This is a genomic window from Micromonospora sp. WMMA1363, assembly GCF_030345795.1.
Lineage (GTDB): Bacteria > Actinomycetota > Actinomycetes > Mycobacteriales > Micromonosporaceae > Micromonospora.
Genome location: NZ_JAUALB010000001.1, coordinates 5,029,999 through 5,054,019 on the forward strand (window position 1 = coordinate 5,029,999; position 24,021 = coordinate 5,054,019).

The 24,021-nt window shown below is 70.9% G+C and carries 23 protein-coding genes; 20 read left to right on the plus strand and 3 right to left on the minus strand.

The annotated features are described in order from the left end of the window. Positions 1 to 6 precede the first annotated feature (6 nt). From QTQ03_RS23520 to QTQ03_RS23545, 6 genes are all read left to right on the plus strand, one after another. Positions 7 to 987 carry a ribose-phosphate diphosphokinase gene (locus tag QTQ03_RS23520; protein ID WP_289279923.1) on the plus strand — a complete coding sequence of 327 codons (981 nt, stop codon included), beginning with the start codon at positions 7 to 9 and terminating at the stop codon, positions 985 to 987. Between the two features lie 349 nt (positions 988 to 1,336). Next, positions 1,337 to 2,023 (plus strand): 50S ribosomal protein L25/general stress protein Ctc, encoded by a 687-nt coding sequence (locus tag QTQ03_RS23525; protein WP_289279924.1) that lies wholly within the window; start codon positions 1,337 to 1,339, stop codon positions 2,021 to 2,023. Between the two features lie 145 nt (positions 2,024 to 2,168). Next, positions 2,169 to 2,759: an aminoacyl-tRNA hydrolase gene (pth, locus tag QTQ03_RS23530; RefSeq protein WP_289279925.1), complete on the plus strand. Its 591-nt coding sequence runs from the start codon at positions 2,169 to 2,171 to the stop codon at positions 2,757 to 2,759. A 170-nt stretch (positions 2,760 to 2,929) separates the two neighbouring features. Continuing rightward, positions 2,930 to 3,763 (plus strand): inositol monophosphatase family protein, encoded by an 834-nt coding sequence (locus QTQ03_RS23535; protein ID WP_289279926.1) that lies wholly within the window; start codon positions 2,930 to 2,932, stop codon positions 3,761 to 3,763. Between the two features lie 70 nt (positions 3,764 to 3,833). Then, the gene (gene cysD, locus QTQ03_RS23540; RefSeq protein WP_289279927.1) at positions 3,834 to 4,745 is read left to right on the plus strand and encodes a sulfate adenylyltransferase subunit CysD; all 912 of its coding nucleotides are present in this window, start codon (positions 3,834 to 3,836) and stop codon (positions 4,743 to 4,745) included. Next, positions 4,745 to 6,079 carry a sulfate adenylyltransferase subunit 1 gene (locus tag QTQ03_RS23545; protein WP_502889814.1) on the plus strand — a complete coding sequence of 445 codons (1,335 nt, stop codon included), beginning with the start codon at positions 4,745 to 4,747 and terminating at the stop codon, positions 6,077 to 6,079. The genes cysD and QTQ03_RS23545 overlap by 1 nt, the downstream gene beginning before the upstream one ends. Before the next feature lie 30 nt (positions 6,080 to 6,109). Here QTQ03_RS23545 and galK read toward each other — a convergent pair whose 3' ends face one another. Both galK and galE read right to left on the minus strand, forming a co-directional pair. Continuing rightward, complete coding sequence (galK, locus tag QTQ03_RS23550) at positions 6,110 to 7,348, minus strand: galactokinase (RefSeq protein ID WP_289279928.1); 1,239 nt, start codon at positions 7,346 to 7,348, stop codon at positions 6,110 to 6,112. Further along, a complete protein-coding gene (galE, locus tag QTQ03_RS23555; protein ID WP_289280961.1) occupies positions 7,345 to 8,274 on the minus strand; it encodes a UDP-glucose 4-epimerase GalE in 930 nt (309 codons plus the stop codon). The genes galK and galE overlap by 4 nt, the downstream gene beginning before the upstream one ends. A 222-nt stretch (positions 8,275 to 8,496) precedes the next feature. Here galE and QTQ03_RS23560 point away from each other — a divergent pair, with 222 nt between their 5' ends. The 14 genes from QTQ03_RS23560 (at position 8,497) to QTQ03_RS23625 (ending at position 22,893) form a co-directional block, all read left to right on the plus strand. After that, positions 8,497 to 9,522, plus strand: coding sequence for a hemolysin family protein (locus QTQ03_RS23560; RefSeq protein WP_289279929.1), 1,026 nt, complete (start codon positions 8,497 to 8,499; stop codon positions 9,520 to 9,522). 33 nt (positions 9,523 to 9,555) lie between these two features. Further along, positions 9,556 to 10,581 carry a tryptophan--tRNA ligase gene (gene trpS / locus QTQ03_RS23565; protein ID WP_289279930.1) on the plus strand — a complete coding sequence of 342 codons (1,026 nt, stop codon included), beginning with the start codon at positions 9,556 to 9,558 and terminating at the stop codon, positions 10,579 to 10,581. A 25-nt stretch (positions 10,582 to 10,606) separates the two neighbouring features. Next, complete coding sequence (locus tag QTQ03_RS23570; protein WP_289279931.1) at positions 10,607 to 11,185, plus strand: 2'-5' RNA ligase family protein; 579 nt, start codon at positions 10,607 to 10,609, stop codon at positions 11,183 to 11,185. Between the two features lie 155 nt (positions 11,186 to 11,340). After that, positions 11,341 to 12,264, plus strand: coding sequence for a YhjD/YihY/BrkB family envelope integrity protein (locus QTQ03_RS23575; protein ID WP_289279932.1), 924 nt, complete (start codon positions 11,341 to 11,343; stop codon positions 12,262 to 12,264). Positions 12,265 to 12,285: 21 nt separating this feature from the next. Further along, a complete protein-coding gene (locus QTQ03_RS23580; protein ID WP_289279933.1) occupies positions 12,286 to 12,651 on the plus strand; it encodes a GntR family transcriptional regulator in 366 nt (121 codons plus the stop codon). Between the two features lie 216 nt (positions 12,652 to 12,867). Beyond that, the gene (locus tag QTQ03_RS23585) at positions 12,868 to 13,311 is read left to right on the plus strand and encodes a hypothetical protein (RefSeq protein WP_289279934.1); all 444 of its coding nucleotides are present in this window, start codon (positions 12,868 to 12,870) and stop codon (positions 13,309 to 13,311) included. Positions 13,312 to 13,697: 386 nt separating this feature from the next. After that, a complete protein-coding gene (locus tag QTQ03_RS23590) occupies positions 13,698 to 14,039 on the plus strand; it encodes a hypothetical protein (protein ID WP_289279935.1) in 342 nt (113 codons plus the stop codon). Between the two features lie 276 nt (positions 14,040 to 14,315). Further along, on the plus strand, positions 14,316 to 15,377 hold the full coding sequence (locus tag QTQ03_RS23595) for a BMP family lipoprotein (RefSeq protein WP_289280962.1): 1,062 nt from the start codon (positions 14,316 to 14,318) through the stop codon (positions 15,375 to 15,377). Between the two features lie 255 nt (positions 15,378 to 15,632). Further along, a complete protein-coding gene (locus QTQ03_RS23600) occupies positions 15,633 to 17,198 on the plus strand; it encodes an ABC transporter ATP-binding protein (protein WP_353890644.1) in 1,566 nt (521 codons plus the stop codon). Next, positions 17,195 to 18,523: an ABC transporter permease gene (locus QTQ03_RS23605; protein WP_289279936.1), complete on the plus strand. Its 1,329-nt coding sequence runs from the start codon at positions 17,195 to 17,197 to the stop codon at positions 18,521 to 18,523. Before QTQ03_RS23600 ends, QTQ03_RS23605 begins: the two co-directional genes overlap by 4 nt. Before the next feature lie 3 nt (positions 18,524 to 18,526). Then, a complete protein-coding gene (locus tag QTQ03_RS23610; RefSeq protein WP_289279937.1) occupies positions 18,527 to 19,807 on the plus strand; it encodes an ABC transporter permease in 1,281 nt (426 codons plus the stop codon). 262 nt (positions 19,808 to 20,069) lie between these two features. Continuing rightward, on the plus strand, positions 20,070 to 20,771 hold the full coding sequence (locus QTQ03_RS23615; RefSeq protein ID WP_289279938.1) for a cytidine deaminase: 702 nt from the start codon (positions 20,070 to 20,072) through the stop codon (positions 20,769 to 20,771). Positions 20,772 to 20,832: 61 nt separating this feature from the next. Beyond that, complete coding sequence (locus tag QTQ03_RS23620; RefSeq protein ID WP_289279939.1) at positions 20,833 to 22,113, plus strand: thymidine phosphorylase; 1,281 nt, start codon at positions 20,833 to 20,835, stop codon at positions 22,111 to 22,113. Between the two features lie 99 nt (positions 22,114 to 22,212). Then, positions 22,213 to 22,893, plus strand: a complete 681-nt coding sequence (locus tag QTQ03_RS23625) for a DUF4272 domain-containing protein (protein ID WP_289279940.1) — start codon at positions 22,213 to 22,215, stop codon at positions 22,891 to 22,893. A 23-nt stretch (positions 22,894 to 22,916) separates the two neighbouring features. On the opposite strand, the gene QTQ03_RS23630 is transcribed toward QTQ03_RS23625, so the two are convergent. Then, positions 22,917 to 23,912: a putative RNA methyltransferase gene (locus QTQ03_RS23630; RefSeq protein ID WP_289279941.1), complete on the minus strand. Its 996-nt coding sequence runs from the start codon at positions 23,910 to 23,912 to the stop codon at positions 22,917 to 22,919. Between the last annotated feature and the right edge of the window lie 109 nt (positions 23,913 to 24,021).

The following is a 24,021-nucleotide window of genomic DNA, read 5'->3' on the forward strand; positions in this document are numbered from 1 at the left end:
CGGGCCATGGGCAGCATCGTCGCCGAAAACCGCAAGAGCCTGATGCTCTTCTCCGGACGGGGTTTTCCGGAGTTGGCCAAGGAGATCGGCGAGGTGCTCGGCGTCGCGCCGACGCCGACCGACGCCTACGAGTTCGCCAACGGCGAGATCTTCGTCCGGTTCAAGGACTCGGTACGTGGTTCGGACGCCTTCGTGGTGCAATCGATCACACACGGCGTCAACACCTGGGTCATGGAGACCCTGATCATGATCGACGCACTGAAGCGCGGTTCGGCCAAGCGGATCACGGTCGTCCTGCCGTTCTATCCGTACTCCCGACAGGACAAGAAGCATCGCGGACGGGAGCCGATCTCTGCTCGGCTGGTCGCCGACCTACTCAAGACCGCTGGCGCGAACCGGATCCTTACCGTCGACCTGCACACCGCGCAGATCCAGGGCTTCTTCGATGGCCCGGTGGATCACCTCTTCGCGATGGACGTGCTGGCCGAGTACGTGGAGCGCCAGTACGCGGGCCGCCCGATGACGGTGGTCGCGCCGGACTCGGGCCGGGTGCGGGTGGCCGAGCGATGGACCGACCGGCTGGGCGGTTGCCCGCTGGCGTTCATCCACAAGACCCGGGATCCGTTGAAGCCGAACCAGGTGGTGGCGAACCGCGTGGTCGGCGAGGTCGAGGGCCGGGTTTGCCTGATCGTCGATGACATGATCGACACTGGCGGCACGATTGCCCGGGCCTCCGACATCCTCCAGGAGTCGGGTGCAGCGGAGATCATCGTCGCCTCCACCCACGCGCTGCTGTCGGACCCGGCGACCGAGCGACTGAAGAACAGCCCGATCAGCGAGGTCGTGGTGACCAACACGTTGCCGCTGCCGCCGGAGAAGCAGCTCGACAAGATCACCGTCCTGTCGATCGCGCCGCTGTTGGCCCGGGCGATCCGAGAGGTGTTCGACGACGGCTCGGTGACGACGCTGTTCGGTGGCCTGAGCTGACCTGGTCGGGCGGTGGCCTGCTGACCTGGTCGGCGGTGGCCTTGGTTCGGCTGAGGTGTGCGGCCACCCCCGGCTGGACGGACCCCGGGCGCGGCGGGGCGCCCGGGGTGTCGGTTCGCCGTCCGGACGGTGGTGTGGGGACTGCCGAAAGCTCCGGAATCGGCTCGGGTAGACTGGTCCGGTTGCCACGGCGAGGGTGCCCGGCGGGCCGCTGACATAGCACCGCACGGAGGCGCCGTCATCGACGCGGTGCTCCGGGCAGTCGCTCATGACGCATGAGCCCCTGCGAGCCCCTCGCCCCAGCACCGCCAGACGACAAGCGCCGCAGCGAAACATCAGGAGTTTCCCCGTGTCCGAGGTAAAGATCAGCGCCGAGCCCCGTACCGAGTTCGGCAAGGGTGGTGCCCGTCGTACCCGTCGGGCCGGCAAGGTGCCAGCCGTGCTGTACGGCCACGGCGAGAAGCCCAAGCACATCGCACTGCCGGCCCGTGATTTCGCCGCGGCCATCCGGCACGGCGGTGCCAACCAACTCCTCGCGATCGAGATCAGCGACGGCACCCAGGTGCTGGCGCTGCCGAAGGCGATCCAACGCGACCCGATCAAGGACACCTTCGAGCACGTGGACCTGCTGCTCGTTCGCCGAGGCGAGAAGGTCACCGTCGAGGTCCCGGTCCAGCTCGCCGGCGAGGCCGCGAAGGACACGCTGATCGTGCATGACCACGCCACCCTGTCGGTGACCGCCGATGCCACCCGGGTGCCGGACCACCTCGAGGTCTCCATCGACGGGCTGGAGGCGGGCAACCAGGTCACTGCCGGTGACGTGAAGCTGCCGGCCGGCGTCGAGCTGGCCGTCGACCCGGAACTGCCGGTCGCCGCGGTGACCGCCGCCCCGACCGCCGAGCAGCTCGAGGCGACGCTGCCCGAGGTCGAGGAAGCCGCCGAGGAGGCTGAGGCCGAGGTCGGCGAGGAGACCGAGGGGTCCGAGGGTGCCGAGGCGCCGACCGCGGAGAACGTCGAGGCAAAGGCCGAGGCCTGATCGGTCCGCTGCGCAGCGACAGGCGTCCCCGGTTCCACGGGGGCGCCTGTCGGCGTATCAGGGCGGGTCGCTGGTCCGGCAGTCCGCCCCGGCGGCCGGTGACGGGCGGGTGGGGCCGCGGGGCGAGTACGGAGAGGGGCGTGCGGTGACGGACGAGGCGGAGTCGTGGCTGGTGGTTGGCCTGGGCAATCCGGGCCGCGAGTACGCCGGCAACCGGCACAACGTGGGCTTCATGGTGGCCGACCTGCTCGCCGAGCGGGTGGGGGCGACGTTCAGCCGACACAAGCGGGCGGTGGCGGCGGTCGCCGAGGCGCGGTTGGGCTTCGGCGGCCCCCGGCTGGTGCTGGTCAAGCCGTTGACGTATATGAACTTGTCTGGTGGTCCGGTGGCCAGCCTGGTGCGGTTCTACAAGGTGTCGCCGGCGCAGGTGGTCGCCGTGCATGACGAGTTGGACATCCAATACGGACAGATGCGGGTGAAGTGCGGCGGTGGCGAGGGCGGGCACAACGGCCTCCGGTCGATGACGAAGTCACTGGGCACGAAGGAGTACGTCCGGGTGCGGTTCGGGATCGGCCGGCCTCCGGGGCGGCAGGATCCGGCGGACTTCGTCCTGTCCGACTTCGCGGCGGTCGAGCGCAAGGAGCTGGATTTCCTGGTGGACCGGGCCGCGGATGTGGTGGAGTCGGTCATCAGTCGGGGTGTGGAACCGACGCAGAACCTCTACCACGGGGCCTGATCCGGCGGCTGCTGGCAAGGCCGGGGCTTTCCGGCGCTCCGCCGAGCGGGGCGTTCGCCGCTTCGGGTGACGGGGAGCGGTAGTCTGCGCCTTCTGGGGCGTGGCGTGGTCGGCGACGGCCCTCGGGACGTGGCGACACGGGATCGTGGTGCGGCGACGGGAGCAGGGTGATGGGCAGTCCTCCAATGATCGACGGTGGGTTCGCCCGCTGGCTTGCTGGCCGGGCGGGCCAGGCCCTGCTCGGCCTGCGGGACGAACTGGGCTTCGCTGACGCGGGCGCGCTGAAGTCGGCCGGGGACAAGGTCTCGCACGACCTGATCCGTACGGAGCTGGCGAAATGGCGACCCGGTGACGCGGTCTTGTCGGAGGAGGACGAGGGGTCCCGACTGGCGTGGGCGGCGGAGCCGACCGAGGGCTCCGGGTCCCGGCTGACCGCGGACCGTGTGTGGATCATCGACCCGCTGGACGGCACCCGCGAGTTCGCCGAGGAGGGGCGCTCGGACTGGGCGGTGCACGTGGCGCTCTGGACCCGTAACTCGCCCATTCCGCACGGGCTCGCGGCGGGAGCGGTCGGGCTGCCGGCGCAGCACCGGGTGCTGGGGACGGACTATCCGCCGGCGTACCCGCCGATGACGCTGGAGGCGGCGACCGCGGGTGGTGGGCGGACTATCCGGCTGGCGGCGAGCCGGAGCCGGCCGCCGGTGTTCCTCACCGATCTGGCCGAGGACGTCGGCGCCCACCTGGTGCCGATGGGTTCGGCGGGTGCGAAGATCGCGGCGGTGATCACCGGCGACGTCGATGCGTACATCCACGCCGGTGGCCAGTACGAGTGGGATTCGGCGGCGCCGGTGGCGGTGGCGACCGCCACCGGCCTGCACGCTTCCCGGATCGACGGCTCTGCGTTGGAATACAACGAGGCGAATCCGCGCCTACCGGACCTGTTGGTCTGTCGCAAGGATCTCGCCAGTCGGTTGCTTGCGGCGTTGCAGCGGCATTCCAGGTAGCCTGAGCGCTACTTCCTGGCAAATCCGACCGGAAAGGTCTGGAAATGATCGTGCGAATCGAGTCGGCGTCATGACCAGCAGGTCCGCGTACCAGGTGTCCCACCTCGATGCGTTGGAGGCCGAGAGTGTCTTCGTGATGCGCGAGGTGGTCGCCGAGATGGAGCGGCCGGTGCTGCTCTTCTCCGGTGGCAAGGACTCGATCGTGATGCTCCGGCTGGCGCAGAAGGCGTTCGCGCCGGCGAACATCCCGTTTCCGGTGATGCACGTCGACACCGGCCACAACTTCCCCGAGGTCCTGGAGTACCGGGACCGGCGGGTCGCCGAGTTGGGCCTGCACCTCGTGGTGGCGAGCGTGCCGGAGGCACTGGCCAGCGGGCTGGTGCGGGAGTCCGCTGACGGGATGCGTAACCGGATCCAGACCCCGGTGTTGCTGGACGCGGTGGAGAAGCACCGCTTCGACGCGCTCTTCGGCGGTGCCCGCCGGGACGAGGAGAAGGCCCGGGCCAAGGAGCGGGTGTTCAGCTTCCGGGACGAGTTCGGCCAGTGGGACCCGAGGAACCAGCGTCCGGAACTGTGGGCGTTGTACAACGGCCGACACCACCTGGGCGAGTCGATCCGGGTGTTCCCGCTGTCGAACTGGACCGAGCTGGACGTCTGGCACTACATCGCCCGCGAGCGGATCGAACTGCCGGCGATCTACTACGCGCACGAGCGCGAGGTGATCGAGCGCGACGGAATGCTGTACACGGTGAACGAGTTCTTCCGCCCGCGCGCGGGGGAGGAACGGTTCAAGGCGCGGGTGCGCTACCGGACGGTGGGCGACGCGTCCTGCACGGCGGCGGTCCGCTCGGCGGCCGACACGGTGGAGAAGGTCATCGAAGAGGTCGCCGCCACCCGGATCACCGAGCGGGGGGCGACCCGCGGTGACGACCGGGTCAGCGAGGCCGCGATGGAGGACCGTAAGCGGGAGGGCTACTTCTGATGACCACCGAGACGATCTCGTCCGGAGACGCGGCGGCGGCCCACGCCGGCGGCGCTCCGGCGGTGCCGGAGGCCCGGCCGATGGATCTGCTGCGGTTCGCGACCGCCGGCAGCGTGGACGACGGCAAGTCGACGCTGATCGGCCGACTGCTCTACGACACGAAGTCGCTGTTCACCGACCAACTCGCGGCGGTGGAGGCGGTCAGCGCGGCACGGGGCGACGAATACACGAACCTGGCGTTGCTCACCGACGGCCTGCGGGCCGAGCGGGAGCAGGGCATCACCATCGACGTGGCGTACCGCTACTTCGCCACCCCCCGGCGGAAGTTCATCATCGCCGACACCCCGGGGCACATCCAGTACACCCGGAACATGGTCACCGGGGCGTCCACCGCCGATTTGGCGCTGATCCTGGTCGATGCGCGGAAGGGGTTGGTGGAGCAGTCCCGCCGGCATGCGTTCCTCTGCTCGCTGCTGCGGGTGCCGCACCTGGTGTTGTGTGTGAACAAGATGGACCTGGTCGACTGGTCGCAGGAGGTGTTCGAGCGGATCGCCGACGAGTTCTCGGCGTTCGCGGCGAAGCTCGAGGTGCCCGACCTGGCCGTGGTGCCGATCTCCGCGCTCAGGGGCGACAACATCGTGTCCCGGTCGGGCAACATGCCCTGGTACGAGGGGCCGTCGCTGCTGCACCACCTGGAGCGGGTGCACATCGCCAGTGACCGCAACCTGGTCGACGTGCGTTTCCCGGTGCAGTATGTGATTCGTCCGCAGTCGACCACCGTCACCGACTATCGGGGATACGCCGGTCAGATCGCCTCCGGAGTGCTGAAACCGGGCGACGAGGTGATGGTGCTGCCGTCGGGATTCACCAGCCGGATCGCCGCGGTGGAGACCGCCGACGGGGCGGTCGCCGAGGCGTTCCCGCCGATGTCGGTGACCGTCCGCCTGGCCGACGAGATCGACATTTCCCGGGGCGACATGATCTGCCGGCCGAACAACTTCCCGGCCGTCGCCCAGGACATCGAGGCGATGGTCTGCTGGATGGACGAGACACGCCCGCTGCAGGTCGGCGGCCGGTACGCCATCAAGCACACCACCCGCTCGGCGCGGGCGATCGTGCGTGGCCTGCACTACCGGCTGGACGTCAACTCGCTGCACCGGGACGAGGCAGCCGGGGAGCTGAACCTCAACGAGATCGGCCGGGTCCGCCTGCGCACCACGATTCCGCTGTTGGCGGACGAGTACCGCCGCAACCGCACCACCGGCGGCTTCGTCATCATCGACGAGGCGACGAACCGTACCGTCGGCGCCGGCATGATCGTCGAAGCGAGCTGACCGGGTCCGCCAAGAGTTGCCCGCGGCCTTTCAGCGGAGGCGGGTGGTGCCGGCGGTGGGGATGGCGGTGACCGTGCCGGGGGCGGTGAAGCCGCGCTCGGCGTACGCGGCCCGCACCGCAGCGGCCACCGTCTCGGCGCGGTCGGCGTCGACCAGGGCGAGGACGCAGCCGCCGAAGCCGCCGCCGGTCATCCGGGCACCCACCGCCCCGGCGGCGAGCGCGGCCTCCACCGCGGTGTCGATCTCCGGGACGGTGATCTCGAAGTCGTCCCGCATGGACGCGTGCGAGTCGGTGAGCAGCGACCCGATCTCGCGGACCCGGCGGGCGCGCAACAGCACGACAGTGTCGAGCACGCGCTGGTTCTCGGTGACGACGTGGCGCATCCGGCGGCGGGTCTCGTCGTCGGGCAGGCGGCGCAGCGCGTCGTCGAGGTCCGCGACGGCCACGTCGCGCAGGGCGGGCACCCCGAGGGTCGAGGCGGCCCGTTCGCACGAGCGCCGGCGCGCGGCGTACTCGCCGTCGGCGTGCCGGTGCGGTGCCCGGCTGTCGATGACCAGCATGGTCAGCCGGGCCTCGTCGAGGTTGAACGGGATGTGCTCGACCGAGTCGTCGCGGCAGTCCAGGAAGAGCGCGTGCCCCGCGCGGCAGCGGATCACCGCTGACTGGTCCATGATTCCGGTCGGTGCGCCGACGTAGCCGTTCTCGGCCCGCCGCGCGAGCCGGGGCTGCTCTCCGCTGGGTAGGTCGAGACCGCCCAGGTCGACCAGGGCCGCCAGCACGGCGGCCTCCAACGCCGCCGAGGAGGAGAGCCCGGAGCCGAGCGGCACGTCGGAGGCGATCGCCAGCCGGGCGCCGGGCACGGCGTACCCGGCGTCGCGCAATGCCCACACCACCCCCGCCACGTACGCGGCCCAGCCGGTGACCAGCCCCGGTTCGTCGGCTGCCGCGGGGCCGAACTCCACCGGATCCCCGGTGAGCTCCGACCACACGGTCCAGCCCGTGTCGTCGCGTGGCGCGGCGGCGACCACGGTATGCAGCGGCAGCGCGAAGGGGAGCACGTAGCCGTCGTTGTAGTCGGTGTGCTCGCCGATCAGGTTGACGCGGCCGGGGGCTGCCCAGCAGCCCGCCGGCTCGGCACCGTATCGCGATCGGAAGCCGGCGGTGGCCCGCGCCGCGGTGCCGGCGGTGGCCCGCGCCGCGGTGCCGGCGGTGGTGGTGTGTTCGACGTCGGCGGTGGCGCCTGGCGCGCCGCCGGCCGGATCGGTCATGCCTCCCCCGGTGCATGGTCGCGGTAGAACGTCCAGGCGTCGCGGACCATGTCGTGCAGCGTCGGTTTGCCGGGCACCCAGCCCAGCTCGGCACGGGCCAGGTCGGAAGAGGCGACCAGCTCGGCGGGATCGCCCTCGCGACGCGGTGCGACCTCGACCGGCAGCGGGTGACTGGTCACCTCGCGGACCACGTCGACCACCTGACGGTTGGTGAAGCCGTTGCCGTTGCCCAGGTTGTAGATCCGATGCCGCCCGGCGACTGCGGCGTCGAGCGCGAGCAGGTGGGCGTGGGCCAGGTCGGCGACGTGGATGTAGTCGCGGACGCAGGTGCCGTCGACGGTCGGATAGTCGTCGCCGAAGAGCTGGAGCTTCTCCCGCCGGCCGGCGGCCACCTCAAGCGCGATCGGGATGAGGTGCGTCTCCGGGGCGTGCCGTTCGCCGAGGGCGACGTCGCCGTCGAGGTGGGCGCCGGCGACGTTGAAATAGCGCAACGAGACGGCGGCCAGGCCGTGCCCGAGCGCCTCGGAGGTGAGCGCCATGTCGACGGTGAGCTTGGTGGCGCCGTACGTGTTGGTGGGAGCGGTGACCGCGGTCTCCGGGATCGGCAGCTCGGTCGGGTTGCCGTAGACGGCGGCGGTGGACGAGAAGACCAGCCGCGGCACCCCGGCGGCCCGCACCGCGTCGATCAGCGCGAGGGAGCCGACGACGTTGTTGCGCCAGTACAGCTCGGGCTTGACCATCGACTCACCGGCTGCGATTAGGGCGGCGAAGTGCAGCACGCCGTCGAAGCCCGCGTCGGGGGTGAGTACCTGCGCCACATCGCGCAGGGGGGCCTCGACGTGCGTGGCCTCGGGGGCGAGTGCCGGTCGGTGGCCCGTCCGTAGGTCGTCCAGAACGACGACCCGGTGGCCGGCGTCGATCAGCATCCGGGTCACCACGCTGCCGACGAAGCCGGCGCCACCGGTGACGAGCAGTTTCACGTCGGTCCTCCTCCTGCCTGACCATCGTGCCTCGGCCTTTCGATGATCACCCTACGGCTGCCGGCAACCCAACCGGATGCTGCGGCATCATCTCACCACAAACCATCATGTTTAAACAGACCTGAACATCGCCACCTCGTGAGGGCAGCGATGTCTACGATCCTTCTCATGCGGGAAGCGGGTGGTCCCGGCCCCCGACGTCGGGCGCGGGGGAGGCCCCGTCGCGAACCGGGGCCGGTCGCCCGGGCGGTCGCCCGGGTCGTGGTCCGGGTCGCCACCGGAGCGACCCGGCTGGTCACCGACCTGCTCGGGGCCAGCCCGGCGGCCGGTCGGGAACGGATCAGCGAGGACGAGCTGCGTGACCTGGTCGCCGCGGCCGCCGTGCTGGACCCGGTCGAGCGGCGGATCATCGACGAGGTGCTGGCGGCTGGCGCGAGCCTGGTCCGCGAGGTGATGATGCCCCGCACCGAGGTGGTCTTCCTCTCCGCCGCGCTGACCATCGCCGAGGCGGAGCGGCTGGTGCGGTCCGAGACCCACACCCGCTACCCGGTGGTCGACGGCACCCACGACGACGTGGTCGGCTTCGTGCACCTGCGGGACGTGCTGCTCCGGCCGGACCAGGATCCGTGCACCACGGTCGGCCAGCTGGCCCGTGAGGTCAAACGGCTGCCCGGCAGCAAGCGGGTGCTGGCGGCGCTGAACGAGATGCGCCGGGAGGGACATCACCTCGCGGTGGTCATCGACGAGTACGGCGGCACCGCCGGCATCGTCACCTGCGAGGATCTGATCGAGGAACTGGTCGGTGAGCTGCACGACGAGTACGACACCCCGCCTGAACCAGTCGCTCCGGGGCTGCCCACTGTGGTGGACGGCCGGCTCAACCTCGCCGACTTCGGCGAACGCACCGGGGTGACCCTGCCGATCGGGCCGTACGAGACGGTCGGCGGGTACGTGATGGCGGCGCTGGGTCGGTTGCCGGTCGTCGGTGACGAGGTTCCGGTGGCAGCCGAGGAGCCGGCCGGCGGTGGGCCACAGCAGGAAGGCACGCCGGGCGGCTGGTCGTTGCGGGTGCTCGCACTGGAGGGGCGGCGGGTGGCCCGGGTAACCGTCTCCGCCGCGCGGCCGCCCGCGCCGCGACGCACGGTCACCGCCCCCGGGCTGGCGGGCCGTGGCCGACCCGCCGGCCCGTCATGACGTGAGCCGGGTGTTGCTGACAGAATTGCCGGCATGTCCGACGTACCCGCTCGCCCGCGCGTCTTCTCCGGCATCCAGCCGACGGCCGACTCGTTCCACCTCGGAAACTACCTGGGCGCGGTGCAGCACTGGGTGGCGTTGCAGGAGACTCACGACGCGTTCTACTGCGTCGTCGACCTGCACGCGATCACCGCCGGGCACGAGCCGAAAGTGTTGGCCCAACGCACCCGGACAGCCGCCGCGCAGCTGCTTGCCGTCGGCCTGGACCCGGACCGTTGCACGCTCTTCGTGCAGTCCCAGGTGCCCGAGCACGCCCAACTGGAGTGGGTGCTGGGTTGCATCACCGGGTTCGGCGAGGCCAGCCGGATGACCCAGTTCAAGGACAAGTCGCAGAAGCAGGGCAACGAGCGGGCCAGCATCGGCCTGTTCACCTACCCGATCCTCCAAGCCGCCGACATCCTGCTCTACCAGGCCAACGCGGTGCCGGTCGGGGAGGACCAGCGTCAGCATCTGGAACTCTCCCGGGACCTGGCCCAGCGGTTCAACTCGCTGTTCGGGCCGACGTTCACGGTGCCCGCGCCGCACATCGTCAAGGACACCGCGAAGATTACCGACCTGCAGGACCCGGCAGCCAAGATGTCGAAGTCGTCGTCTTCCCCGGCCGGGATCGTGCTGCTGCTCGACGATCCGGCCCGCTCGGCGAAAAAGATCCGCTCCGCGGTCACCGACACCGGCCGCGAGATAGTCTTCGACGCCGAGACCAAGCCGGGCGTCTCCAACCTGCTCACCATCTACGCCGCGATGTCCGGCCGGAGCATCGACGACCTGGTCGCCGCGTACGCTGGCAAGGGCTACGGCGACCTGAAGAAGGACCTGGGCGAGGTGGTGCGCGAGTTCGTCACGCCGATCCAGGAGCGCACCCGGGGCTACCTCGACGACCCGGCCCAGCTGGACAAGCTGCTCGCCGCGGGCGCGGAGAAGGCGCGGGCGGTGGCCGCGCCCACGCTGCGGGCCGTGTACGAGCGGGTGGGCTTCTTCCCTCCCGTTCGCGGCGAGTAGCCTCGCGCCGCGTACGGGTGTGGTCGTGAAGTCGGTGGCCGGAGGGGTGGCGCGAGGCGTGGATCTCAGGGACGGGGCGCCGACGGTCGGTGACACCATCCAGATCGGCATCGCCGTGGACATTCCCGAACCGTGGGGCGAACTGCTCACCCGCCGCCGGGTGGCGGCGGGTGACCAGCAGGCCGTCCCCGCGCACGTGACGCTGCTCGGGCCGACCGAGATCCCGGTCGCCACGCTCCCGGCCGTCGAGCGGCACCTTGACACGGTCGCCGCCGCTCACCTGCCGTTCACCCTGCACCTGCGCGGCACCGGCACGTTCCGGCCGGTCACTCAGGTGGTGTTCGTCGCGGTCGCCGCCGGTATCGGCGAGTGCGAGCTGCTCGCCGCGGCGATCCGCGCCGCGCCCGAGCTGTACCGGGAGGCCCGTTTCCCGTACCACCCGCACGTCACGGTCGCGCAGGACGTCGCGCCGGAGGCACTGGACCAGGTGTACGAGGATCTGGCCGACTTCTCGGCGATGTTCGAGGTGGAGGCGTTCACCCTGTTCTCGCACAGCGGGCAGGCGCGCTGGCAGCCCCGCCGGGACTTCCGGCTCGGCGGCTGAGACGACCGGCCGCGGTCGGTGCGTCGGTGCGGCCGGGACGTAGGCGCGGCGGCCCGGGTGCCAGCAGGTCGCGCCCCGCGCCCGCGACGCGCCGCCTGACGAGGGCGGGTGGGTGGTTGCCCCCGCGCGGGCGGAAGATCGGCGAGGATGACGGCGTGAACGTGTTCGGTCGTATCGAGGCGGACATCGACCGGCGGATCGGCGGCGTGCGCCGCCGGTACGGCGCGATCGACCACGTGTGGCGGGCCGGTGTGCTCTACAACGACATGCTCGCCGGCCGGTTGGCCGCCGCGATCGCGTACTACGGTTTCTTCGCGGTCTTCGCGCTGGCGCTGGTGGCCTACTCCGTCTTCGGCGCGATCCTGGAGGGCAACGACGAGGTCACGGCCGCCGTCGACGGCTTCCTGCGGGAGAACCTGCCGTTCCTGGACCCGAAGCAGATCGCCGAGAGCAGCGGCACCGTCGGGGTGGTCGGCCTGATCATCCTGGTGTTCACCGGTGTCGGCTGGGTGCAGGCGATCCGCTCGTCCCAGCGGCTCATGTACGGCTTCGACCAGCAGCCGGGCAACCTGGTCGTCCGTCGGTTGGTCGACCTCGGCGTACTGCTCGTCGTGTTCGTGCTGCTCGGTGTCTCGGTGGCGGCCGTCGACGCGCTGGAGTCGCTGCTGCGGTTCCTGCTGCGCAGCACCGGCTCGGTCGGCCTGACCACGGTCAGCGCGGTGCTCAGCGTGCTGGTGAACGTCGTGCTGGCGACCCTGCTGCTGGTGGCGGTGCCGAGGTTGCGACTGAGCCGATCCCGGCTGCGCCCGGTGGTGCTGCTCGTCGCGGTCGGCATCACCCTGCTGAACACCGTGGGGCGTCACTACGTGGTGCGGACCGAGCGGAACCCGGCGTACACGGTGGTCGCCGGGGCGGTGGGCCTGCTGCTCTACCTCTACCTGCTCAACCAGCTGGTGCTCTTCGGCGCGGCGCTGGCCGCGACCAACCGGCGGGGGCGGGTGGTGGACCTGGCGAGAGGGCCGGCACGGGTGGACCCGGACACTGCCACCGACCCCGGCATCCCGGGTGGTGCCGGCTGAACCGGCGGGAGGAGAGAACAGGTGCGGATCGCGGTTGACCCGGATTCGTCGGTGCCACCGTACGAACAGTTGCGCACGCAGGTCGCGGCGCAGGTGGGGGATGGTCGCCTGACGGTCGGCACCAGGCTGCCGACCGTCCGGCGACTCGCGGCGGACCTCGGTCTGGCGGTGAACACGGTGGCTCGGGCGTACCGGGAGCTGGAGGGGGCCGGGCTGGTCGAGACGCGGGGGCGGCACGGCACGTTCGTCGCGCCCGGCCGCGATGATGCCACCGACCGGTTGCAGCGGGCCGCCGCCGAGTACGCGGGGACGGCGGTCCGGCTGGGGGTGCCACCCGAGGCTGCGCTTGCCCTGGTCCGGGCGGCGCTGGCGGTTCGGCCGGGCTGACCCGGCGGACGACCGGAGTCGACGACCTGCGACGGGTCTGGACGGCCCGCTGGACGCCGCTCATGTCCCGTGACACGTCCGGGTGAAGGCTTCTGACCGCCGGCATCAAGGGTCCATGTCATGCCGGCGGCACGGAACGGATCTTGTCGGTACCCGAACCAGGGATGAGGCGACGAACCGGGTATCCGTCCTGGTGCCGGCGACGATGATGGGCGGGTGGGCGCTCTCGTGACACTCGACCTGCCGGACGACTCGCCGATGCTCGGCCTGCCGTGGATCATCACCTTCGGTCCGCTCGGTGACGCCGACGAATGGGAGGCGGTGGTCTGCGGCCCGTACGAGCGATCGCACGCGCTGGCCCTCGGCGAGGCGGTGGTCGCCGAGGAACAACTGATGGCGGTCGTCGAGCCGCTGTTGCCCGCGCTCTCGGTCGACGAGATCCGGGGTGAGATCGCCGCCGCGCAGATCGCCGCCGAAGACGAGGCGGCCCAGATCGACAGTGCCGACCTGTACGGCGACTTCGAGGACACCATCGACGAGGAACTGGAGGCGGCGGCAGAACGGGATCGGCGTGTTGGTCCGGCGACGCCGCCGAGCGAGGGGGAGCTGCGGGCCGGCTTCGCGCGCATCGCGGCCCGCCTGCCCGGTGTCGAAGGCTGACCCTGCGTCACCGGAGTCGACAGATCCAGGCCGGTGTCGGCGCTGTCGTCGTCCTCGGCCCACGGCCCGTCGACCGGGGACCGGCATGCGGCCGTACCCGGCCGACGCGCGGTCGTCAGCGGTGGAGGATGGCCCACCGGCGCCCCGGGAACGGTCTTCCCGGGGCGCCGGTGCCACCTCACCCCCCACCACAAGGGGTCGGTAGCCCAGCCGCCCGCCGGCGCGGAGCACTGCGGACGACCAGGTCGACAAGGGCTTACCCGCTCAGCGCAGTTCAAACCACGCGGTGGCGTCGACCGGTTGTCCATCACTGGGGCCGAACCGACCCGGGACCGGCCGCCGGAGCGCAGGAGGGCGCGTCGTCGTTGATGCGAGAGGATGGGGGCGTGGAAGCTCTTCGACTCATCCTCCGGTACCTCCACCTCATCGGCTTCGCGTTACTGCTCGGCGGAGCGATCGTCCAGTACGTCACGGGCCGCCTCCGGATCAACTCGGCGATGCTCTGGGGCGCGTGGACGATGCTGCTGACCGGTATCGCCCTGTCCGCCCCACTGCGCGACGGGGACGAGCCGGCCCCCGCGAAGCTTGTTACCAAACTGGTGCTCGCGTTACTGATCTTTGTCATGGTCTTCTTTTCCCGCAAGCGGGAGGTGGTCAACCGGGGGCATTTCCTCGCGATCACCGGGTTGACCCTGGTCAACGCCGCAGTGGCGGTCTTCTGGCGGTAACGTCCGACAGGAGAGAGCCATCCGGAAACAGACGTTCGTCGCACCCGAACACCATCCACCGGCACGGAGCGTGATCTACCCCAGCGCAGATTACGTCGGGGTAACAGGCGGTCAACAGTCTCATGCACGCCTGTCGGCCAGTGGAGGGGGTGGGCGTACGCTCTGCGTCCGTAACGTGGGACGCCGGCGGCACAGCGCAGGCCGGTGTACAAGGGCTGCTCACCGCGAACACCGCGGTGAGCAATGGAAGGAGACGTCTTGCGCTCGGTGCGTGGGATGCGGATCGCCTCGGTCTTCGCGGTGGGTGGCCTCGTGCTGGCTGCCGCCGCGTGTGGTGAGGCTCCCGAGGAGAACAACAACGCCGGCGGCGGGAAGAAGTTCAGCGCCTGCATGGTGACCGACACTGGCGGCATCGACGACAAGTCGTTCAACACCTCGGCATGGCGGGGCCTGGAGGGGGCCAAGGCCGAGAACAGCGACGTCGACATCAAGTTCGTCGCGTCGAAGGCCGAGGCGGACTACGAGGTCAACCTGACCCAGTTCGTCAACCAGGGATGCGACTTCATCCTGGCCGTCGGCGGCCTGATGGGTGGCGTCACCTCCAAGATCGCCCAGGCGCACCCGGACCAACAGTTCGGCATCGTCGACACCAAGGTGGCGGAGAGCAACGTCTACCCGATGCAGTTCGACACCGCCCAGGCCAGCTTCCTCGCCGGCTACCTGGCAGCCGGCCTGAGCAAGACCGGCACGGTGGGTACGTACGGCGCGGTGAAGATCCCGCCCGTGACCGTCTTCATGGACGGCTATGCCGACGGCGTGGCGCACTACAACGAGGCCAAGGGCAAGAGCGTCAAGCTTGTCGGTTGGGACAAGGCCACCCAGGACGGCTCGTTCACCAACGACTTCGTCAAGCAGGACGAGGGCAAGAAGGTCAGCGACGCGCTGGTCGCCCAGGGCGCCGACATCGTGATGCCGGTCGCCGGCGCCGCCGGTCTCGGCACCACCAGTGCGGCCAACGCCTCGGGCGGCAAGTTCAACACCATCTGGGTGGACGTCGACGGCTGCGAGAGCACCCCGTACTGCCCGGTGATTATCACGACCGTGGTGAAGAACATCCCGGACGCCGTCAAGGAGGCCGTGCTCAAGGCCGCCGCCGGCGAGAAACTGGAGGCGAACCCGGGCTTCCTGGGCACGCTGGCCAACAACGGCGTGTCGCTCGCCCCGTACCACGATTTCGACAGCAAGATCCCGGCCGACCTCAAGGCCGAGGTCGACAAGCTGAAGGCGGACATCGCGGCCGGCACGATCAAGGTCGAGTCGCCGTCCTCTCCGAAGTGAAACGTCGCCAGCCACCCACGGTGAGATGATCATCATGGGTGGCCGGCGGGCGACAATGCGTGACGATCGGGCCGCTCCGGCGCCACCGGGATCCGTCCCCGGCGACGGGGCGGCCGATCGGTTCCACCCGCCCCCGTCCCGGCCGGCGGTCCGGCAGCTACGCTGCACCATCGCTTCGCACTCCAGGAGGTTGCGCTGAGACTCGAACTGCGCGGCATCACCAAGCGGTTCGGTGACCTGGTCGCCAACGACCACATCGACCTGACGGTGGAGCCTGGAGAGATCCACGCCCTGCTCGGCGAGAACGGCGCCGGCAAGTCGACCCTGATGAACGTGCTCTACGGGCTGTACCAGCCGGACGAGGGCGAGATCCTGGTCGACGGCGAGCCGCTGAAGCTGCGGGGCCCGTCCGACGCGATCGCGGCCGGGATCGGCATGGTGCACCAGCACTTCATGCTGGTGCCGGTCTTCACCGTGGCGGAGAACATCATGCTCGGCGCCGAGCAGGTCCGCGGTGGCGTCGCCGGCTTCCTGGACCGCCGGCGGGCCCGGCGCGAGGTCGCCGAGGTCTCCGAGCGCTACAACCTCCGGGTCGACCCGGACGCCGTCGTCGAGGACCTGCCGGTCGGCATCCAGCAGCGGGTCGAGATCGTCAAGGCGCTCACCCGCGACGTCGACCTGCTCATTCTCGACGAGCCGACCGCGGTGCTCACCCCGCAGGAGACCGAGGAACTGCTCACCGTCATGCGGTCGCTCAAGGCCGCTGGCAAGTCGATCGTCTTCATCACCCACAAGCTTGGTGAAGTCAAGGCCATCGCGGACCGGATCACCGTCATCCGGCGCGGAAAAACCGTCTGCACGGCCTTGCCCGAGGCGAGCCGCGACGAGTTGGCCGCGCTGATGGTCGGGCGCAGCGTCCGGCTGACCGTGGACAAGGAGCCAGCCACGCCCGGCGATCCGGTTCTGGAGGTTGCCGGGCTGGTGGTGGACGACGACCGGCAGGTGCGTGCGGTCGACGGCGTCGACCTGACGGTGCGCGCCGGTGAGGTGCTCGGCGTGGCGGGCGTGCAGGGCAACGGTCAGACCGAGCTGATCGAAGCGATCATGGGCCTGCGCCCGGTGATCGCCGGCTCGGTCAGCCTCGTCGGTGAGCGCATCGACGGCTGGTCGACCAAGAAGGTGCTCCGCGCGGGTGTCGGCTACGTGCCCGAGGACCGCAGCGTCGACGGGCTGGTCAAGGAGTTCAGCGTCGCGGAGAACCTGGTGCTGGACATCTACGACCAGCCGCCGTACGGCCGGGGCCTCGCGCTGCGGCCGGACGAGATCGCGAAGTCGGCGCAGGAACGGATCGACCAGTTCGACGTCCGCACCTCGTCGGCCGACGCGGCGGTGGGCACGCTGTCCGGCGGCAACCAGCAGAAGGTGATCGTGGCCCGGGAGCTGTCCCGGCCGCTGAAGCTCTTCATCGCCGCCCAGCCCACCCGCGGCGTCGACGTCGGCTCCATCGAGTTCATCCACAGCCGGGTCATCCGGGAACGCGACATCGGCACCGGCGTCCTGGTGGTGTCCAGCGAACTCGACGAGGTGATCGGCCTGGCCGACCGGATCGCGGTGATGTACCGCGGCCGGATCATCGGCGTCGTCGGCTCGGACACCCCGCGCGAGGAGATCGGCCTGCTGATGGCCGGCATCACCCCGGACAGCGCGCCCCGCACCGGCGCCGGCCCGACCGCCACGGACGGGGCGGAATCGACCGGCCCGGCCGCCACCGACGGCGCGGCTCCGGCCCCCGAGGGCCCTGGCAGCGAGGACAAGGCATGAGCAACCCGAACCCCGGCTCCCCGGACAAGGAGCCGGCGACCGAGGAGCAGGCCGCCCAGACGGCGCTCGGCAACACCGAGCGGGCCGAGGCGGAGACCATGCCGAGGGCCCCGGAGACCCCGGCGGCGAAGCCGTCCCTCGGGCGGCTCTTCCTGGACAATCTCTGGGCCGCCAACACCTTCACGGTGACCCTGCTGTCGCTGGTCCTCGCGATGGTTGTCGGCGCGATCCTGATGATCATTTCCGATCCGGAGGTGCTGGCCGCCTACGGTTACATCACCGCCCGCCCGTCGGATGCGATCAACTCCAGCTGGACCCTGGTCAGCGAGGCGTACGGGAACCTGTTCAAGGGTGCGATCTTCGACCCGGACGCGGTCGGGTTCAACGCGGCCATGAGCCCGATCTCGGAGACCCTGACCTATACCGCGCCGTTGGTCTTCACCGGCCTGTCCGTGGCGCTCGCCTTCCGGGGCGGCCTGTTCAACATCGGCGCCCAGGGCCAGGCCACCATGGGTGTCATCCTGGCCGCGCTGGCCGGCTTCCTGCTGCCGCTGCCACCGGGGCTGCACCTGCTCGTGGCGGTGCTCGCGGGTGCGCTCGGCGGGGCGATCTGGGGCTTCATCCCGGGGATCCTCAAGGCGCGCACCGGCGCGCACGAGGTGATCAACACGATCATGCTGAACTATGTCGCGGTGTACTTCCTGACCTGGCTGATCGTGCAGAACGGCGTGCAGGACCCGAACCGGACGGATGCGATCAGCAAACCGGTGGACGCCTCCGCGCAGCTGCCCCGCCTGCTTGGCGACAACCTCCGGGTGCACGGCGGGATCATCCTCGCGGTCCTGGTGACCTGGGCGGTCGCCTGGCTGCTGAACCGCTCGACGCTCGGCTTCGAGCTGCGCGCGGTGGGCGCCAACCCGGACGCCGCGCGTACTGCCGGCATCAGCGTCACCCGGACGTACGTGCTGATCATGGTCTTCGCCGGGGCGCTGGCCGGCCTCGGCGGGTCGCAGATGGTGCTCGGCACCACCGCCACCGCTCTGACCCCGCTGGTGGTCGCCCAGATCGGCTTCGACGGCATCCTGGTGGCGCTGCTCGGTCGGGTGCGGCCGTGGGGGGTGGCGCTCGCGGCGCTGCTCTTCGGCGCACTGCAGGCCGGCGGCAACCGGATGCAGGCGTACTCGGGGATCTCGCTGGAGCTGGTCACCGTGCTCCAGGCGTTGATCGTGATCTTCATCGCCGCACCGGCCCTGGTGAAGGCGATCTTCCAGCTCCGGGCCGCGCGGACCGCCCGGCTGCAAACGAGCCTCGCGAAGGGCTGGTGACGCGTGTCCACCATGGCTGTCGAGAGCGTCGCGGTCGCCCCGGTCGACGAGGGGTTCTGGACGCGTACCCGCAAGGTCGGCGTGGTGCTGGCCGCGCTCGGTCTGCTGGCGGCTGTGCTATTCGGGGCGCTGGCCACCGACCAGCAGGCCCGGTTCACGCTCAGCGAGGACGCCGCCGGCGCCGCGCTCCGGATCAACGGCACGCTGGGCGCGATCCTGTTCGGGGTGGTCGCGCTCGCTGCCGGCGTGGCGATGCTCGCCGGGCTACCGAAGCGCTGGTTCACGCTGGTGCTCGCCGTCGGCCTGGTCGCCTTCGTGCTGAGCTTTCTCTGCTGGCAGGTCTCCGCGGCCCCCACCGGGCAGAACTTCATGCCGCTGGTGAACATTGTTCGGGGCACCTTCATCCTGGCGTTGCCGCTGATCTTCGGCTCGCTCGCCGGCGTGCTCTGCGAACGCTCCGGCGTGGTCAACGTGGCCATCGAGGGGCAGCTGCTGATGGGCGCGTTCAGTGGCGCGCTCTTCGGCAGCGTCTCCGGCAACGTCTGGGTCGGCCTGGTCGCCGCGGCGATCGGCGGCGCTCTCATCTCGCTGCTGCTCGCGGTATTCGCCATCCGCTATCTGGTCGACCAGGTGGTCATGGGCATCGTGCTCAATCTGCTCGCGGTCGGGGTGACCGGCTTCCTCTACGAGCGGCTGATGCAGACCAACGCGCAGCGGTACAACAGCGCGCCGCGGTTCAGTAACTGGGAGATTCCGCTGCTGTCGGACATCCCGGTGCTCGGGCCCGCCCTGTTCCGCGCCAACATCTTCCTCTATCTCGGCCTGCTGCTCGTCCTGGTGATCCACATCGGGCTGTTCCGGACCCGGTGGGGCCTGCGGACCCGCTCGGTCGGCGAGCACCCGACCGCGGCGGACACCCTCGGCGTCAAGGTGCTACGGCTGCGCTACCGCAACGTGATTCTCGCGGGTGCGGTCGCCGGCATCGGCGGCGCGTCGTACACCCTGGCGCTCTTCTCGTTCACCAAGAACATGATCGGTGGTAAGGGCTTCATCGCTCTCGCGGCGTTGATCTTCGGCCGGTGGAGCCCGACCGGTGCGCTGCTCGCGGCGCTGTTCTTCGGGTTCGCCGACCAACTCGCCACCTACCTGGGCGCGATCAACAGCACGATCCCGAGCCAGTTCCTCGCCATGCTGCCATACCTGGCGACGATCCTGGCGGTGGCCGGCCTGGTCGGGAAGGTCCGGGCGCCGGCCGCCGACGGCAAGCCGTACATCAAGGGCTGACGGCCGCCGCGCGGGGCGGCGGCGCGCCCGGCCGAGCGAACCGCGCCGCCGCCCCGCGCGGCCGGGTAGGAGGTCCGGTCCCGGCAACCCGTGATGACGGGTTGATGGCTGAGTGACGGCGGCTGCCGTCCCAGCCACCGTCGGTACGCCGCCCCGGCGGCGACGGAACGGCCCGACTCGGCGGACCCGCCCGGGTTGTCGGGCCCGCCTGGTCGCCTGGGGTGGCCACGACTGAGCTCGAGAAATGGGGGAGAATCGGGGAATGGAGATCGACTGGGGGCGGCTGCGGGCGGCGGCGACCGAGGCCATGCGGCACGCGTACGCCCCGTACTCGAAGTTCCCGGTGGGGGCGGCCGCCCTGGTCGACGACGGCCGAGTCGTGGTCGGCTGCAACGTGGAGAACGCCGCGTACGGCATGACGCTCTGCGCCGAGTGCGGCGTGGTCTCCTCGCTGCACGCCACGGGCGGTGGGCGGATCGTGGCCCTGTCCTGCGTGGACGCCACCGGCGAGCCGCTGATGCCGTGCGGACGCTGCCGGCAGCTGCTCTGGGAGCAGGGCGGCCCGGAGTGCCTGGTCGAGGCGAAGGGCGGCCCGCTACGGATGGCCGAGCTGCTGCCGCACGCGTTCGACGTGGCCGACATCGAGGCGGTGACCGGGGGAAATCCGGTGCCGGTGGTGCCGGAGCGGCTGGCCGCCTGGCGCGGGCGGGGCACGGTGTTCGTGCATCCCGACCTGTCCGCCGGGCAGCAGGTCTGGACGGCGTACTGGGAGCGGGCGGCTGGGGACACCGAGGGCGCCGAGACCGGGGTGCTGGAGGAAGGCCCGAGCTGGGACGACCCGGCCGAGGCGATCACCTGGGGGCTGGCGCGGACGCCGCGGGTCGTGGTGGTGGACGCGGCCGGCACGATTTTCTGGGCGGGCGAGGGTGAGCCGCCGATGGAGATCCCGGTTCGCTGGGGTTGAGCTTCCGTGGCGGCGGTCCGCGAGTCGGTGTCCACCTTGACGACGAGGAAAGATTTTTATCATGAGTGCTTTTGCGGCGGTTGATGTCATTCGGGCCAAGCGGGACGGCGGAGTGCTCTCGGACGCGCAGATCGACTGGGTGGTCGACGCGTACACCCGGGGGGTTGTCGCGGACGAGCAGATGTCGGCCCTGGCGATGGCGATCCTGCTCAACGGGATGACCGTGCCGGAGATCGCCCGGTGGACCGCGGCGATGATCGCCAGTGGGGAGCGGTTGGACCTTTCCGCGGTCAACCGACCAACCGTGGACAAGCACTCGACCGGCGGTGTCGGTGACAAGATCACCCTGCCGCTCACCCCACTCGTGGCCGCCTGCGGTGCCGCCGTGCCGCAGCTCTCCGGACGCGGTCTCGGGCACACCGGCGGCACGCTGGACAAGCTGGAGTCGATTCCGGGCTGGCAGGCGGGACTGAGCAACGAGGAGTTCACCACCCAGCTCCGCGACGTCGGCGCGGTGATCTGCGCGGCCGGGGCCGGGCTCGCACCTGCCGACCGCAAGCTGTACGCGCTGCGCGACGTCACCGGCACCGTCGAGGCCATCCCGCTGATCGCCAGCTCGATCATGAGCAAGAAGATCGCCGAGGGGACCGGCGCCCTGGTGCTGGACGTCAAGGTCGGCTCGGGCGCGTTCATGAAGTCCGTCGACCGGGCCCGGGAGTTGGCTCGCACCATGGTCGAGCTGGGCGGCAGGCACCGAGTGCGGACCGTCGCCCTGCTCACCGACATGTCCACCCCGCTGGGACTGGCCATCGGCAACGCGATCGAGGTGACCGAGTCGGTCGAGGTGCTGGCCGGCGGCGGACCGGCCGACGTGGTCGAGTTGACCCTGGCACTGGCCCGGGAGATGCTCGACGCGGCCGGCCTGCCGGACGCCGACCCGGCGGCCGCGCTACGCGACGGCCGGGCGATGGACGCCTGGCGGGCGATGATCCGGGCGCAGGGCGGCGATCCGGACGCCCCGCTGCCCACCGCCCGTGAGGTCGACGTGGTGCGGGCCGACTCGGACGGCTTCGTGGCGGAGGTGGACGCGTACGCGATGGGGCTGGCCGCGTGGCGGCTCGGCGCGGGGCGCGCCCGTAAGGAAGACCCGGTCTCGGTGCCGGCGGGTGTGCTGCTGCACAAGCGTCCCGGTGACCCGGTCCGGGCAGGTGAGACCCTGTACGAGCTGCGCGCCGAGGATGCCGGCCGCATCCCCGCAGCCCGGGACGATGCCGCCCGGGCAGTGCGGATCACGCCGGTCGCCCCCGCCGCGACACCACTGGTGATCGAGCGGATCAGCTGACCCGCCATTTCGTTTCACCGGGCGGTGGGGCTATCCTCCCTGGCCAGGGGGATAACCCGGCGTCGAGCCGGCACGAGCAGCAGACGAGGATGATCCGTCGTGTCCGTACCTGCCCCCGATCCCCGCGCGGTACGTGAGGCGAGCCTGGACGAGCTTTCCCGGCTGCGCCTGCCGCTGCCGCCGCCACGGTTTCCCCTGGTGTGGGAGCCCGGCGACGAGATCGGCCTGCGCCCGACCGGCGAGATCGAGGCACGCGCCGCGGTGCTGCACCTCATCCTGGCCCGCTGTTTCGGGATGCCGCCGCAGGCGGCGATGAGCTGGCTGCTCACCTCGCACCTGATGGAGAAGGTCACGCCGCCAGAGTGGCAGTTCGTCACCGGTGGCAGGGGTGACCACCGATCCTTCGTGCTGCACCACGACGCGCTGTTCGCGCTGGCCTGGGTACTGGGTCTGACCAAGCAGCTCGACCCCACGTTGCCGGTGGACGAGCGGCTGGTGGAGCGGATGCCGAACATCGCCGCCGGTGAGACGTTCCGGCACTGGCGGTCCCGGATCCTGGCCGCACCGCAGCATCCCGCCGAGGCGGCGGCCCTGCTCGACCTCTACTACTGCCTGGACTGGGCGTATCTGGAGGTGGAGCAGGCCGGTCGAGGACTACCCGGGTGGGCGGACGCGAACGCGATCGGGCAGCGACGGTGGGCGCTGGAGTGGGCGGTGATCCTGCGCGGTCCGTACCACGACGAGCCCCCCGGCTGGGAAGAGGTCGACCTCTCCACCTGAGTCGACCCTCTCCACCTGGGGGCTCAGCGCGGCCGGTGGACGCCGAGGCGGACGGACACGGTCACCGCGGCCGGCTCCGGCAGGGCGGCGATCCGGGCCGTGAGCCCGGCCGGGTCGGCATGCCAGGCGCTCGGGCCCATGGCGACCAGGGTGGCCACCTCGGCGCGGCTCAGGGCCAACCGGGTCCGGTGTCCGCTGCCCGACTCCTCGACGAAGTGTCCGCCCAGACTGGCGGCCACCCGGTCCGCCTTGGCCGGGTCCACCTTGAGCAGGTCGAGCGCGTCCACCAGCTCGGCGAGGTGATCCTCGGCCGGGGTGACCACGAGCAGCGTGCCCGCCGGGTGGAGCACCCGACGGAATTCGGCACCGTTGCGCGGGGCGAACACGTTCAGCAGTACGGCGGTGGACGCGTCGACCAGTGGCAGCCGCTGCCAGGTGTCGGCCAGCGCCGCCACCGCCCGAGAGTGAGCGCGGGCCGCGCGGCGCAGCGCCGGTTTCGACACGTCCAGTGCCAGGCCGACGGCGTCCGGGAGCGCCGCGAGCACCGCCGCGAGGTGCCAACCTGTCCCCCCTCCGGCATCGACCACCAGGGGGCACGCCCGGAAGCTCGGCCCGGAAGCCGTGTCCGGCTGGTGTGCGCCGCCCACCGCCGCGTAGGGGCCTGGCGCGGTCGCCGGTGCGTGGACCGAGGTCTCTGGCGGGTGGGCTGAAGCAGCGCAGAGGGCGGGCGGGTGACCGGCGCGGTAACGGGCGACGGCCTCGGTGGCGGCTCCGGCCAGGGCGTCGGAGACGAGGTCGTAGTGGCCGGCGGCGAGGAAGCCGGCGCGGGCGGCCACCATCTCGGCGGTGTCACCGACGTGCGGGGCGCGGCCGGCGAGCAGATTCACGTACCCCTGGCGGGCCACGTCGAAGGTGTGCCGGTGTGGGCAGCGCAGCGCGCGGGCGGTGCCGGCCGCGACCTCGCTCAGCGGCGCGCCGCAGACCGGGCAGCGCAGACGCTCGACGATCCGGGTGTCCATCTCAGGCGCAGGCGCGTTGTTCGCGCCCTTCCCGCCACCGTGGGTCAGCCATGGGTCGATCCTAGCTTTCCAGCCGAAATGCCATCGATCTCGGCTGGTGGGTCGGACG